The following is a 12,479-nucleotide window of genomic DNA, read 5'->3' as shown; positions in this document are numbered from 1 at the left end:
CATCGGAGACACAGTGGTCGGAACCTGACAGCCCCTTCCTACACCAGTCGCCCACCTCGGGGCCCGCTCCACCCGGGCGGAGCGGACGGCTCCGCGGACGGTACGACGTCGGCCACCACCGCGCTCACGTTGTCGTCGCCGCCCGCCGAGTTGGCCGCCTCGACCAGCAGCCGCACCGCGTCCGCCGGGCCGCCCCGGCCCAGCAACTCCCGGATCCGCTCGTCGGACACCGCCCTGGTCAGGCCGTCCGAGCACAGCAGGTACCGGTCACCGCTCCGTGCCTCGCGCAGTTTCAGGTCCGGGGTGTCGGCGGTGTCGCCCGGCAGGGCCTTCGCCAGGAGCATCCGCTGCGGATGGGCGGCGGCCTCCTCCGGGGTCAGCCGGCCCTCGTCGACCAGGGACTGCACGACGCTGTGGTCGTGGGTGATCCGGAAGAGCTCCCCGGCCCGCAGCAGGTACGCCCGGGAGTCGCCGATGTGCACCAGGGCCAGCCGGGACCCGGTCCACAGCAGTGCGGTGAGTGTCGTACCGGCGTCCGTGTCGTCGGCCGTGGCCTCCCGTACCGCCTCGTTCGCCGAACGCACGGCGTCCTCCAGGAGGTTCAGCACGTTCCCGGCCGGGAGCTCGGCGTCCTCCAGGGACCGCAGCGCGTCCACGGCGGCGGCGCTGGCCCGGGCCCCGGCCGTCCCGCACCCGTCGGCGACGGCCAGCAGCCGGTCCCCGGCGTACACGGTGTCCTGGTTGGCGGGCCGGACGTGTCCCCGGTCCGAGTGGGCGGCGTAACGCAGTCGCAGCATGGTGGTGGTTTCCCTTCGTGACGGTCCCGACAGGTGGTCGACGAGGAACGCGGCCAGGTCCCCGCGTGCGGCGGTCTCCGCCTCGACCCCGGCCCAGTACGCCCGGATCTCCATGGCGGCGCGGGCGGCGGGAAGTCCGCACACCTCGCGGATCAGGGCCAGCGGCATCCCCAGCCGCCGCAGCCAGGCCACCAGCCGGGCGCGTTCGAGCTGCTCGACGGCGTAGTACCGGTAGCCGGTCCCCGGGTCGACCCGGTCGGGCCGCAGCAGGTCCAGCTCGTCGTAGAGCCGCAGTGCCTTCGGCGAGAGGCGGCAGGCCTTCGCGAAGGCGCCGATGGTCAGCCATGTCATGCCGCACCTCGTGTTCCTCGACGTCCGCCACCGATGCTGGGGCTTCACCGAGGGTGAAGGTCAACAGGGCGACCGCGGTTGCGGTACGGCAGGCGGGAGTGGTTAGCCTGCGACGGACCGGAACACCGGCCGTCTCGGAGGCCAGGACAAGGCAGGCCAGGACAAGACAGGCCAGCACAAGGCCGCACAGGACAAGGGAGCTCCCGCCGTGCCCCGAATAGCCCTCGCCACCTACGATCCCGGCCCGGAGCCGGGCAAGGACCAGGACCTGCCGGTGCTGGTGAGCGCGCTGACCGCCGCGGGGGCGGACGCCGTCGCGCGGCCCTGGGACGACCCGGACGTGGAATGGGGCGCGTTCGACCTGGTCGTGGTCCGCTCCACCTGGGACTACAGCTGGCGCACCGCGGAGTTCCTGGCGTGGGTGGAGCGGGTGGGGAAGGCGACCCGGATCGCGAACCCGGCGGCCGTGGTCCGCTGGAACAGCGACAAGCGGTATCTCGGTGAACTGGCGGCGGCCGGGGTGCCCGTGGTGCCGACCCGGTACCTCGCGCCCGGCGACCCGGTCGAGCTGCCGGCCGACTCCGACTTCGTCGTCAAGCCCGTCTTCGGCGCCGGCGCCCGGTTCGCCGCCCGCTACACGCCTGGTGAACGGGACAGGGCCGTGGGGCAGTTGGCCCGGATGCACGACGAGGGGCTGACCGCGATGGTGCAGCCGTACGTCGCCGGGATCGACGTCAGCGGTGAGCGGGCGCTGCAGTTCTTCGGCGGCCGGCTGCTGCACGCCAGCCGCAAGCGCGCCGTGCTCACCCCGGGCACGGCGTACGACGCGGACAAGGTCGCCCACCCCGACCTGGTGCGGTGGACTGCGACCCCGGCCGAACTCGCGGTGGCGGAGCGTGCGTTGGCCGCCGTCCCCGAGTCGCCCGAGCTGCTGTACGCCCGGGTGGACCTGGTCGACGGGGCGGACGGGCGGCCCCTGGTGATGGAGCTGGAACTGGTGGAGCCGAACCTGTTCCTGTTCCTGCACCCCGGGTCGGTGGACCGGGTGGTGGCGGCGGTCCTCACCGCGGCCCGTCGATGACCGCCGTGCGCTGCAGCAGGCCCCAGGTGAACTCGGCGACCACCTGACGGCCGTCCGGCACCCGGAAGGTGAGGCCCCAGCGGGTCGGGGCCGTGCCCTCCAGGGGACGGGCGGGGGCGAAGGCGCGGGCGGCCTCGTCGACCGTGCACGACCAGGGCGTGAGGTCGTCGTAGGTCTCCAGCCGCGGGACGGCGGCGCCGGGAGCGCGGACCAGCCACTCGTTCCAGACCGCGTTCCCCGGACCGACCATGACCTCGAAGCGGAGGGTGGGCCACAGGGGGAGCGGCCACTGCCAGGCCACGCACTCCAGGTCGCCGACGGTGCGTTCGGTCTCGGAGTCGGGCGGGCCGAGGACGGAGCGGTAGCGGGCCGCCGCCGAGCGGGACCGGGGCGAGCGGGCCATCGCCTGCCACCGCTTGTTGGCCTCGCGCATGTCCGCGATCGACGCGCCCAGCGAGCGCCGGGCGTCCTCGACCAGGTCCGGGTTGTGGTCGGCCATGCGGCGCAGCAGCACCAGCTGGAAGTCCAGTCGCATGCCACCCATGGTGCACACAGCCGTACCCGGCTGGTTCCCGGCCATTGCCCGGGCAATCCCCGGTGGCTAGCCTGTGTTCGTCATGCCGATCGCCTGTTGGTATCTCGAACAGCTTTAGCGGTTCCGACGATATCCGGCGCCTAGACCCAAGGGAGGGGGCCGGACGTGGGACGCCTCGTGCCTGCCGTGACCCGGGCTCTCGACATTCTCGAGCTCTTCCTCGACGGGGACGGGACGCTTTCCGCCCCCGACATAGTGCGCAGACTCCAGTTGCCGCGCACCACCGTGCACGAGCTGGTGACCACGCTCTCCGCCCGGTCGTACATCGTGTCCGTACCCGGACAGCCCGGACGATACCGGCTCGGCGTCCGGCCCTACCAGCTCGGCAGCCGGTACGCCGAGCAGCTCGACCTCGCCGCCGAGGGCCAGCAGGTCGCCCGGTCCGTCGCCGAGACCTGTGACGAGACCGTCCACGTGGCGATCCTCGAGGGGACCGACGTCATCTACATCGCCAAGGTCGACTCCACGCACGCGGTCCGCATGGTCTCCGCCGCCGGCCGCAGGCTCCCCGCCCACTGCACCTCGGTCGGCAAGATGCTGCTGGCGTCGCTGCCGGAGCAGGAGCTGACCGCGCGCATCCCCGACGACGCCGACCTGGTCGCGATGACCCCGAACAGCATCACCGAGCCGGGTGCGCTGCGCGAGGCCCTGACCGCGATCCGCGCACGGGGCATCGCCGTGGAGAGCCGGGAGTCCAACCCGGACGTCTCCTGCGTCGCCGCGCCGGTCCGCGACCGTACCGGCCAGGTCGTCGCGGCCCTTTCCATCTCGGTCCCCATGATCCGCTGGAGCGACGAGCGCCGGGCCGAGCTGGAGCAGCTCGCCGTCAAGGGCGCCGCCGAACTCTCCGAACGACTCGGCCACAGGAGCGCGGCATGACGAACGCACACACCCCGTACGAGGTCGCGGTGGCGGCTCGGGCGACGCTGGGCGAGGGCCCCACGTGGGACGCGGCGGCCGGCCGGCTGGTCTGGATCGACGTCCTGGGCGCGCGGATCCACACCTACGACCCGGCGACCGGCCGCCGTACGGTCCGCACCACGGAGCAGCACGTCGGCGCGGTCAAACCGCGCGCGGGCGGCGGTCTGGTCCTCAACCTCCGCGACGGCGTCGGCCTCCTCGACCCCGACGACACGTTCCGCTGGCTCCACCGCGAACCGGTCGCCGGACGCCGTGCCAACGACGCGGCGGTGGCGCCGGACGGCTCCCTGTGGGCGGGCACGATGCGCTACGACGAGACGGTGGGCGGCGGCACGCTGTCCCGGGTGACCGGAGACGGCTCGGTGACCACCCTGCTGCCCGACGTCACGGTCAGCAACGGGACGGGCTGGAGCCCGGACGGCAGCCGCGTGTACTACGTCGACACACCGACGTGCCGGGTGGACGTCTTCGACTACGACGGCGGACTTCCCTCGAACCGGCGCCCGTTGGCGACGATCGAGGAGGGTGCCGGCCACCCCGACGGGCTGACGGTCGACGCGGAGGGCTGTGTGTGGGTGGCGCTGTGGGGCGGGGGAGCGGTACGCCGCTACACGCCGGACGGCGAGCTGGACCGGGTGATCAGCCTGCCGGCGACCCTGACGACGGCCTGCGCGTTCGGGGGCGCCGACCTGACCGACCTGTACGTCACGACGGCCCGGGTGGGGCTGGAGCGGCCGCATCCGACGGCGGGCGCGCTGCTGGTGATCCCCGGAGCGGGCAAGGGCGTGGCCCAACCGGCCTTCCAGGGCTAGCGCCGCGACCGGAAGGGTTCACCGGCTCGGGACGCCGACTCGGGGGAGCGGCGCCCCGGCGGCGGGCAGGGCGCCGGGGACGCTCCTTCCCGGGTTACAGGACTCCCGCCGACTTCAGTTCCTCCGTGGTCAGCGGGGGGCGGGTCAGCTGGGGCCGCAGGGGGCCCAGCAGCGCGGCCAGCATCACGGTGGGGGACAGCAGCACCTGCGCCCCCCGCTCCAGGGACGTCACGTCCGTCACCCGGCGGGCGATCCGGCCGTTCCCCGTCGCCGTGTAGAGGAGCCGGTCCACGTAGGCGTGCGCCAGCCTGTCCCGCAGCGTCGGTCCCTCCGGCGTCGCGCCGGGGTAGAACACGTCCGCGCCCGTCGACAGTTCCCAGGCCGCCCGGACCGGCCGGCTCACCGCCTTCTGGACGGACCGGGCCAGTCCGGGCGAGCCCCAGCCCCGGCGCTCCAGCACCTTCCGCAGGGCGAGGGCTCCCTGCGCGGCCACCGACATGCCGTGCCCGTACACCGGGTTGAGCGCGCACACCGCGTCGCCGAGGACCGCGAGGTTCTCCGGCCAGGCCTCGGCCCGTTCGTGGAAGTGGCGCCGGTTGGCCGTCGTACGCGTCACCGACACGTCGCTCAACGGCTCCGCCTCCGCGAGGAGTTCGGCGATGACGGGATGGGGCAGCTCCTCCCGGGCGTAGCGCAGGAAGTCCTCGGTGGCGGAGCCCGGTTCGCCGCCGCGGCTGCCGTGGAGGGTGACCAGCCACCGGCCGTCCTCGATCGGCATCAGGACACCGCCGCGTCCGGGACGGCCACCGCGCGGGCTCGCCTGGACGTTGACGATCGGGAACCCGGCGCGGGCCGCCTCCGCCGGTGCCCGGAACATCCGGCTGGCGTACGCGATACCGGAGTCCACCTCGCGGAACTCGGGCGCGGGCAGGCCGAGTCCTTCCAGCCAGCCGGGCAGCCGGGAGCCGCGTCCGGTCGCGTCGACGACCAGTCCCGCGGTGCGCACCTGCTCCGTGCCGGAGCCCGACGCCCGCAGCCGTACGCCCGTGACGGCGCGCTCCGAGCCGAGCAGGCCCACCGCCTCGGTCGCCGTCAGCAGTTCGATCCGGTCGTCGGCGAGGACCCGCTCCCGTACCACCCAGTCCAGCAGGTCCCGGCTGCCCGGCAGCACGAACGACGACTCCGCCCAGCGCCTGTACCAGCCCCGCGGGGACAGCGCCACCATGTCCGTGGTCACCGGCAGCCGTCGTATGCCGGCCGCGTGCAGCCGCCCCATGGTGCCGGGCAGCAGTTCCTCCAGGGCGTGGGCGCCGCCGGACCACAGCTGGTGGACGTGGCGGGCCTGCGGGAGCCCCTTGCGCGGTTCCGGTCCGGCGGGCAGCGTGTCCCGCTCCACGACCACGACCCGGTCCGTGAAGGGGACGAGTGCCCGGGCCGCGAGCAGCCCGGCGAGGGAGCCGCCGAGGACGACGGCGGTGCGGTCAGTCATGAAGGGCAACGCTCTCTGCTGGGGCGGCCGCACGTTCCCGTACCGCCTCGATCCGGTCGGGGTGACGCAGCGCCCGGGACACCGCCCCGATCTCCCGCAGGAGGTGGGTGGCGTCCGGAGAGCCGGTCGCGTCGGCGGCCTCGGGGGCACGGCCCCGGGTGTCGACGGCGTTCAGGATGCTGACCGCGGAGGCCAGTGCCCGGGCCTGCTCGGGCGGGTGGCCGAGGCCGAGCGCGGCGTCGTAGGAGCGCCGGTCGAGGCCGGCGTCGATGTGCCGGGTCAGGGGCAGCAGTACGTCCCGGATGAACGTCTCGCGCCGGGTCAGCCGCAGCTCGGGTGTCGCGCGCAGCACGAAGGGGACGCCGTCGCCGTGCACGGACCGGGTCAGCTGGTACAGCGGGCGCAGCTCGTGGTGGGCGAGCCGGACCCGCCAGCGGTCGTGCAGGTACTGGCCGGCGTGCGGGAGGATGAAGCCGACGGCGATGTCGATCGCGGACAGCGCGGCGACCGGCGGGGCCAGACTGGTGCTGAGCCAGTCCAGGTCCGAGCCGCACCAGCGGGCGGTGACCGCGGTCAGCTTGCAGGCGTCGAAGATCAGGTTCAGGACGTAGCCGACGCCGAGCAGCTTCAGTCCCCAGCGCAGCCAGGCGTCGAGGCCTTCGGTGCGCACCCAGTTCCAGATCAGCCGTGAGGTGATGAGACAGGCGACGCAGTGGGCGACGAGGTAGAGCAGGATCTCCTCGCGCATGTAAGGGGTGTCGGCGTAGTACGTGTCGAGGTCCCGCAGCCGCTGCACCGGCACGTCGGCGAGGGCGAACAGCAGCCACAGGGCGGCGATCACCGAGGAGTAGCCGACGACCACCCAGCGCATCGCGCGACGGGTGGCGGCCGAGCGGTCGGCCAGGCCGTTGCGCCAGGCGATGATCAGCAGCAGGCAGGAACCGCCGAACGCGGTGAGGAGCGAATAGCACCACGGCGCGGAGATGTTGGGGACGCCGGTCCACCGGTTCACGGCGGCGATCGTCGACGGCGTGCAGAACACGAAGACCGCGCAGGCGAGCAGCAGCAGCCCGCCGACCGCGCGCAGCATCGGGTCGCGCCAGAGCCGGATGATGGACGGCAGTTTGATCACCAGGGCGACGGTCAGCACCGCGGCGGGGATCCAGAAGGAGATGTAGAGGTCGCCGAGGAGGCCTCCGGGGCCGGCCGCCGACGCGGGGCCGGTCACCGTGCCGCCCCGCCGCGGCCGCGGTAGCCGAGGCTGCGCTGCACCGGGTCGGACGGGGAGCGGTGCGGCCGTTCGACGTAGGGCCGGAAGGCGGTCGCGAGCCGGTACCCGAAGTCGTCGGCCTCGGCCTCGTCGCTCTCCCGGGAGCCGTTGCGTGCCGCGACCGTCAACGCCAGGTCGCGCCAGCCGGGTTGGCCGGCCAGTGCCCGGGCCGCCTCCGGACCGGCCCGGTGGTGATGGCGGTTGCCGGTGTGCAGGTGCCACAACTCATGTCCGAGGATGACCAGTTGCTGTACGGCCTCGGCGCGTTCCTCGACGATGACCAGGTCGAAGTCCTGGAACTCCATCCACAGGCCGGTGACCTCGATCTCGTCCGGGAACCGTTCGAACCGCAGCTCCACCGGCCGTCCACGGCGCAGTGCGGTCATCTCCTCGCACAGTGCCCGGCACAACTCGCCCACTCCGGCGGGCGGCCGGGGCCGGGCGCGGACCGCGGCCGTGAGATCGGCGGCGAGGGCGCGCATCTGCGCTCCCGGCCGGGGGCGCCGCGGCCTCGTGGCGATCCGGGCCCACCGGTGCCCCGCGCCGGCCAAGTCCATCGCTCCCCCTTCGCCCCGCCCCGCGGCGGTCACCGCGCTGCGTCGGCCCGTCCGACCCTACGCGTCCGGACGTGTTCGCGTCATGCCATCCACCGACGGTGGTTCATTCCGCAACGGCCGCGGGCGCGGGAGGGTCCCGCCGGGTCCGTTCAACGGCCGGGGGAGGCCACCTGGGCCACCGGCACCCCTCCCGCCGCGCTTCCCAGCAGTTCCAGCCGCACCGCCCCGGGCCCGAACTCGCTCGTTCCGTCCGAGAGCACGGCCAGCGCCAGCGTGTTGGACCCCCGGGTCCGCAGGATCCCGTTCGGCAGCACGAACGTGTGCTGCGGGCCCACGTCGTTGATGTACTGCCCGAGGTTCCACCCGTTCAGGAAGATCTGCACCCGGTAGGCCCGTGCCGGGTCGTCCTCCAGGACCAGTCCCACCGACGCGTCGACCCCGTCCGGCACGGTCGTCCGGAACCCGGTGCGGTACCAGGTGACGCCCATCCCCTTGTCCGAGCGGGGCAGCGTGACCGGCTCCCACCGGCTGTCGGCGAAGCCGGGCAGGTGCCAGCCCTGCCGCTCCCCGAAGAGGCCGCCGTTGTTCTGCGGCCCGCGCACCGGATCGGGCGCGGTCTCGCCCTGGATCCGCCAGCTCACCTTCGGGGCGGCGCCCTCGAAGGTGACGGCGGTCAGCCCGCGGGCGACCTTGTGGGTGTCCAGAGACCGGCCGTCCATGTCGTGCTGCATCCGGCGCACCAGCACGGACAGCACGTGCTCGCGCCGCGCCTCCTTCTCCCGCTCCCGCTCGTCCTCGTCCCTCTTCCGCTTCGGGCGGGGGACGCGGAACTCGGCCGTGGCGGCCCAGCTGCCCTGCCGGACCGTCTTCGCGTCCGGCACCGGCATCCGGTGCGACCCGAGCGGTTTCCCGTCCAGCCAGGCCATCAGCATGCCCTGGGTGCCGCTGCTGTAGGCGAGCGCGACCGACTCCAGGTCCTCCAGGTCGCCGTCCAGCCGGCCCCGGTACCAGACGTCCCCGTAGTGGAAGCCGTAGTCGTCGGCGAACAGCACCGGCTGACCGTCCGGGACGGGCGTCGTGCTGAACGACGTCCTCCTGTCGGCCGCCTTCCACGACGAGTCGTCGAAGGCAGTCGCCGACTCGGGGTTCTCGGCCCGGCGGCGCCAGCCGTCCAGGACCGGAAGCGCCGGCTTCGGCGCCCCCGCCAGGTCCGACGTGGCCACCAGGCTCCCCGTGAGGCTGACCCGGGTCCGCACCGGCCGCCCGTTCCAGGTGAGCGCGGAGATCCCGCGCGGCCCCCACACCTCCACGCCGCTCGGGCCGACCGTGTCACCGGTGAGCCGCACGGAGGACCCGTCGAGTGCGGCGTGCCGCAGCAGCGCGGGGCCGTAGACCAGCAGGGTGCCGGACGGGGTGTCGTACGGGAACAGCCGTACCGAGGTCGCGTCGTCGGCGAAGAGCAGGAGCAGCGGGGTGTCGCTCTCGCCGCGCTGGACCAGGACCCGGGTGAGCCCGCCCTGGCCGAGCGGCACCGTGACGTGCAGGAGGCCCTGGTCGTAGACCCAGGCGGCCTCGGCGTCCAGCCGCTGGACGAAGGGCTCGGCCGGGCACTCCAGGACCAGGTGGGCCATCTCGCCGTACGGGCCGGTGAACAGGGCGACGTCCTGCCCGCCCGCGGTGAGCGTGAGCATCGGCTGCGCGGTGGCGTACCGCAGCTTCCGCCTGCCGAGGGAGAGCCCGGTGGTGATCAGCCGGGCGTCGTGGGCCGGGACGGTGACCTCGATGTCGTCACCGCCGTCCCGCTCGCGGGTCCGCAGGGTGGACGTCACCTTCTCCGCCCCGTCGTTGCGCAGCACGTACACGTGCGCCCCGGTGTCCGGGTTGGTGAGGTGGTACGTCCTCAGGCCGTCCACGGTGACGTCGGCCGCGCGCTCCAGCTTGGCGAAGTCCGGGACGCGCTGGAGGAGGTGGCCGAGCTGGTGCATCGGGGCGATCTTGGCGGTGACGTTGCGGGCCTCGTCGATGGCCGCGCCGTAGTCGTACGACGTGTAGACGACCGGTGCCGGCAGCCAGCCCCAGTTGGTGCCGCCGTAGGTCATGTAGACGTTGTGCAGGGTGATGCCGTTGGCCAGGTTGGTGAGGTAGAAGCGGCGTTCGTAGGCCGCGTCCCTGGTGCGGCGGGACTCGGCGTAACCCTTGCCGCCGAACTCGACCCCGCCCCACGGGTCGAACCAGCCGCCCCCGAACTCCGGCACGAACCCGGGCGTACGGGGACTCGCGGTCGCGCCGCCCTTGAGACCGCCGACGCCGAAGTGGCCCCAGTCCGGCGGGGTCTGCGCGGGGGCCGGGTAGCCGTCGAATCCGTACAGCCACTTCCCGGTCTCGCCGCCGGTGTCGAAGGAACCGGGGATCCAGAAGCCGTTGCGGCCCTTGTCGTTGTGGAAGAGGGGGACGTCGATGCCGTCCGCCCGCACCTTCTTGTACAGGTGCGACATGTAGGCCGGGCCGATCGGGTCGGCGACGTGGCCGTCGTACTCGTTCTCGATCTGGTAGAGCAGGACGGTGCCGCCGCCGTCCGTGAACTGGTGGCGGCGCACGATGCGGTTGACGGCCGTCAGCCACGCGTCGACGTGCCCGAGGTAGGTCGGGTCGGTGGTGCGGGCCGAGCCCTGGGTCGCGGTCAGCCAGCCGGGGAAGCCGCCGGCGTCGACCTCGGCGTTGATGTAGGGCCCGGGGCGCAGGATGACGTACAGCCCGGTCTCGGCGGCCGTGCGCAGGAACAGGTCCAGGTCGCGGACGCCGGTGAAGTCGAAGCGGCCGGGCGCGGGCGAGTGGACGTTCCACGCCACGTAGATGCTGACGGCGTTGTAGCCGTGCGCCCGCATCTTCTCCAGCACGTCCCGCCACAGGGACGGGCTCGGGAGCCGGAAGGGGTGCAGTTCACCGGACCAGAGGACCAGCCGCCGCCCGTCGACGACGAGGGAGTACTGGTCGTGGCCGATCGCGTGCCGTCTTCCGTCGGCACCCGGCGCGGCCGGGGCCGGGCCGGTCGGCACGGTGCGCGCCGCGTAGGCGGCGGGCGCGCCGGGGCCGCCGCTGCCGCCCAGGGCGAAGCCGAGCGCCGTCGAGCCGGCGAGGGCACTGAAAGTACGTCTGCTGAGCGCCAAGGGATCCTCCCGGGCGATCTTACGGGGCGCGAGTGCGGCCATTGTCCACGGGAGCACGCCCCACAATGGGCACATGAGGATCTCGGCGCGGGCGGATTACGCGGTACGGGCGGTTCTGGAGCTCGCCGTACGGCAGGACGGCGGCCCGGTGAAGGCCGAGGAACTCGCCGGGGCGCAGGACATCCCGCACAAGTTCCTCGAAGGCATTCTCGGTGATCTCCGGCGCGCCGGGATCGTGGACAGCCGGCGTGGCGGGGGCGGCGGCTACCGGCTGGCCCGGGACGCGTCCGCGATCACCGTGGCGGACCTCATCCGGGCCGTGGACGGTCCGATCGTGTCGGTACGCGGCGAACGCCCCACCGGGCTGTCCTACACCGGCACCGCCCAGCCCCTCCTGCCGCTGTGGATCGCGCTCCGCGCGAACGTCCGCCGCGTCCTGGAGGGCGTCACGGTGGCGGACCTCGCGGCGGACGCCCTCCCGGAGCCGGTCCGGGCCCTGGCCGCGGAACCGGCGGCCTGGGAGAACCCCTGAGGGCTCCGCCGGCTGTGAAATCCGGGTTTGTGAATGGCCAGAGTTCGCCCTGACCGCGCCGTGTGGGGGTTTCTACGATGCCAGCGCCCCGGCCTTCACAGGAACCCCACAGGTTCTTCAAAGGTGAACCATGTTCATCCTTGAGGAGTGTGGGTGTCCGGTGGGCCGCGGGTGTCACCCCCCACTCGATCACCGAACCGGAGAAGCCATGAAACCCAAGAGGCATGGACTCCTGCTCGGCGGTGCGCTCACCGCGCTGCTCTCCGCCGGGTTGCCCGCTCAGGCCCAGGCCGCGTCGTCGCCCGTCTTCGACAACCCGCCGCCGGACAAGATCGTGATCACCGTCGCCACGGTGAACGGCTCCGGCTGCCCGCAGGGCACCACCGCGGTCGCGGTCTCCGAGGACAACGAGGCCTTCACCGTCACCTACAGCGACTACCTCGCCCAGGCCGGCGGCAACTCCGACCCCACCGCCTTCCGGCGCAACTGCCAGCTCAACCTGGTGGTCCACGTGCCGGGCGGCTTCACCTACGCCATCGCCAGCGCCGACTACCGCGGGTTCGCCTCGCTCCAGCAGGGCGCAACCGGCACCCAGCGCGCCTCCTACTACTTCCAGGGCTCGTCCAACACGGCCTCCGCGAGCCACCCGTTCCGGGGCCCCTACGACGACAACTGGCAGGCCACCGACACCACCGACTGGGCCCAGCTGGTGTGGGCGCCCTGCGGGGTGCAGCGCAACTTCAACATCAACACGGAGCTGCGGGTGACCGCCGGGAGCGCGAACCCCGGCAAGGTCAGCTTCATGACCATGGACTCGACCGACGGTGAGATCAGCACCGTCTACCACCTGGCGTGGAAGGAGTGCCCCGCCAAGTAGTCCGGGCGGGCCGTGCGCCGGTGCCTGCGG

General features: G+C 73.2%; 11 protein-coding genes. 5 read left to right on the top strand and 6 right to left on the bottom strand.

Annotation, left to right across the window (positions count from 1 at the left end; genetic code table 11):
- Positions 1-38 precede the first annotated feature (38 nt).
- Positions 39-1,148 (bottom strand): MerR family transcriptional regulator, encoded by a 1,110-nt coding sequence (locus ACFY3I_RS34895; protein ID WP_390865006.1) that lies wholly within the window; start codon positions 1,146-1,148, stop codon positions 39-41.
- A 208-nt stretch (positions 1,149-1,356) separates the two neighbouring features.
- Between ACFY3I_RS34895 and ACFY3I_RS34890 the strand changes: the two genes are divergently transcribed.
- Positions 1,357-2,229: a RimK family alpha-L-glutamate ligase gene (locus tag ACFY3I_RS34890; RefSeq protein WP_390865005.1), complete on the top strand. Its 873-nt coding sequence runs from the start codon at positions 1,357-1,359 to the stop codon at positions 2,227-2,229.
- Here the strand turns inward: ACFY3I_RS34890 and ACFY3I_RS34885 are convergent.
- Positions 2,210-2,764 carry a hypothetical protein gene (locus tag ACFY3I_RS34885; protein ID WP_365290047.1) on the bottom strand — a complete coding sequence of 185 codons (555 nt, stop codon included), beginning with the start codon at positions 2,762-2,764 and terminating at the stop codon, positions 2,210-2,212. The two genes, ACFY3I_RS34890 and ACFY3I_RS34885, sit on opposite strands and share 20 nt — an antisense overlap.
- A gap of 165 nt (positions 2,765-2,929) precedes the next feature.
- Here ACFY3I_RS34885 and ACFY3I_RS34880 point away from each other — a divergent pair, with 165 nt between their 5' ends.
- Entirely contained in the window at positions 2,930-3,703 is a 774-nt protein-coding gene (locus tag ACFY3I_RS34880; RefSeq protein WP_365290049.1) for an IclR family transcriptional regulator, read from the top strand.
- Positions 3,700-4,557 carry an SMP-30/gluconolactonase/LRE family protein gene (locus tag ACFY3I_RS34875; RefSeq protein ID WP_390865004.1) on the top strand — a complete coding sequence of 286 codons (858 nt, stop codon included), beginning with the start codon at positions 3,700-3,702 and terminating at the stop codon, positions 4,555-4,557. Before ACFY3I_RS34880 ends, ACFY3I_RS34875 begins: the two co-directional genes overlap by 4 nt.
- Before the next feature lie 94 nt (positions 4,558-4,651).
- Here the strand turns inward: ACFY3I_RS34875 and ACFY3I_RS34870 are convergent, their stop codons facing one another.
- The 4 genes from ACFY3I_RS34870 to ACFY3I_RS34855 all read right to left on the bottom strand — a co-directional run bounded on the left by ACFY3I_RS34870 (position 4,652) and on the right by ACFY3I_RS34855 (position 11,040).
- Entirely contained in the window at positions 4,652-6,046 is a 1,395-nt protein-coding gene (locus ACFY3I_RS34870) for a pyridine nucleotide-disulfide oxidoreductase (RefSeq protein WP_390865003.1), read from the bottom strand.
- Positions 6,039-7,274 carry an MAB_1171c family putative transporter gene (locus ACFY3I_RS34865; protein WP_365290055.1) on the bottom strand — a complete coding sequence of 412 codons (1,236 nt, stop codon included), beginning with the start codon at positions 7,272-7,274 and terminating at the stop codon, positions 6,039-6,041. Before ACFY3I_RS34865 ends, ACFY3I_RS34870 begins: the two co-directional genes overlap by 8 nt.
- Positions 7,271-7,873: a toxin-antitoxin system, toxin component family protein gene (locus ACFY3I_RS34860; RefSeq protein WP_390865002.1), complete on the bottom strand. Its 603-nt coding sequence runs from the start codon at positions 7,871-7,873 to the stop codon at positions 7,271-7,273. Before ACFY3I_RS34860 ends, ACFY3I_RS34865 begins: the two co-directional genes overlap by 4 nt.
- A 149-nt stretch (positions 7,874-8,022) precedes the next feature.
- A complete protein-coding gene (locus ACFY3I_RS34855) occupies positions 8,023-11,040 on the bottom strand; it encodes a beta-galactosidase (protein ID WP_390865001.1) in 3,018 nt (1,005 codons plus the stop codon).
- A gap of 73 nt (positions 11,041-11,113) precedes the next feature.
- Here ACFY3I_RS34855 and ACFY3I_RS34850 point away from each other — a divergent pair, with 73 nt between their 5' ends.
- Positions 11,114-11,572, top strand: coding sequence for an Rrf2 family transcriptional regulator (locus tag ACFY3I_RS34850; protein ID WP_365290060.1), 459 nt, complete (start codon positions 11,114-11,116; stop codon positions 11,570-11,572).
- A 208-nt stretch (positions 11,573-11,780) separates the two neighbouring features.
- Positions 11,781-12,449 carry a DUF4360 domain-containing protein gene (locus tag ACFY3I_RS34845; RefSeq protein WP_390865000.1) on the top strand — a complete coding sequence of 223 codons (669 nt, stop codon included), beginning with the start codon at positions 11,781-11,783 and terminating at the stop codon, positions 12,447-12,449.
- Positions 12,450-12,479: the final 30 nt, after the last annotated feature.

This window comes from Streptomyces sp. NPDC001068 (assembly GCF_042897315.1).
GTDB lineage: Bacteria > Actinomycetota > Actinomycetes > Streptomycetales > Streptomycetaceae > Streptomyces.
The sequence above is the reverse complement of the archived record's forward strand: the minus strand, read 5'-3'. Positions and strand labels throughout refer to the sequence as shown.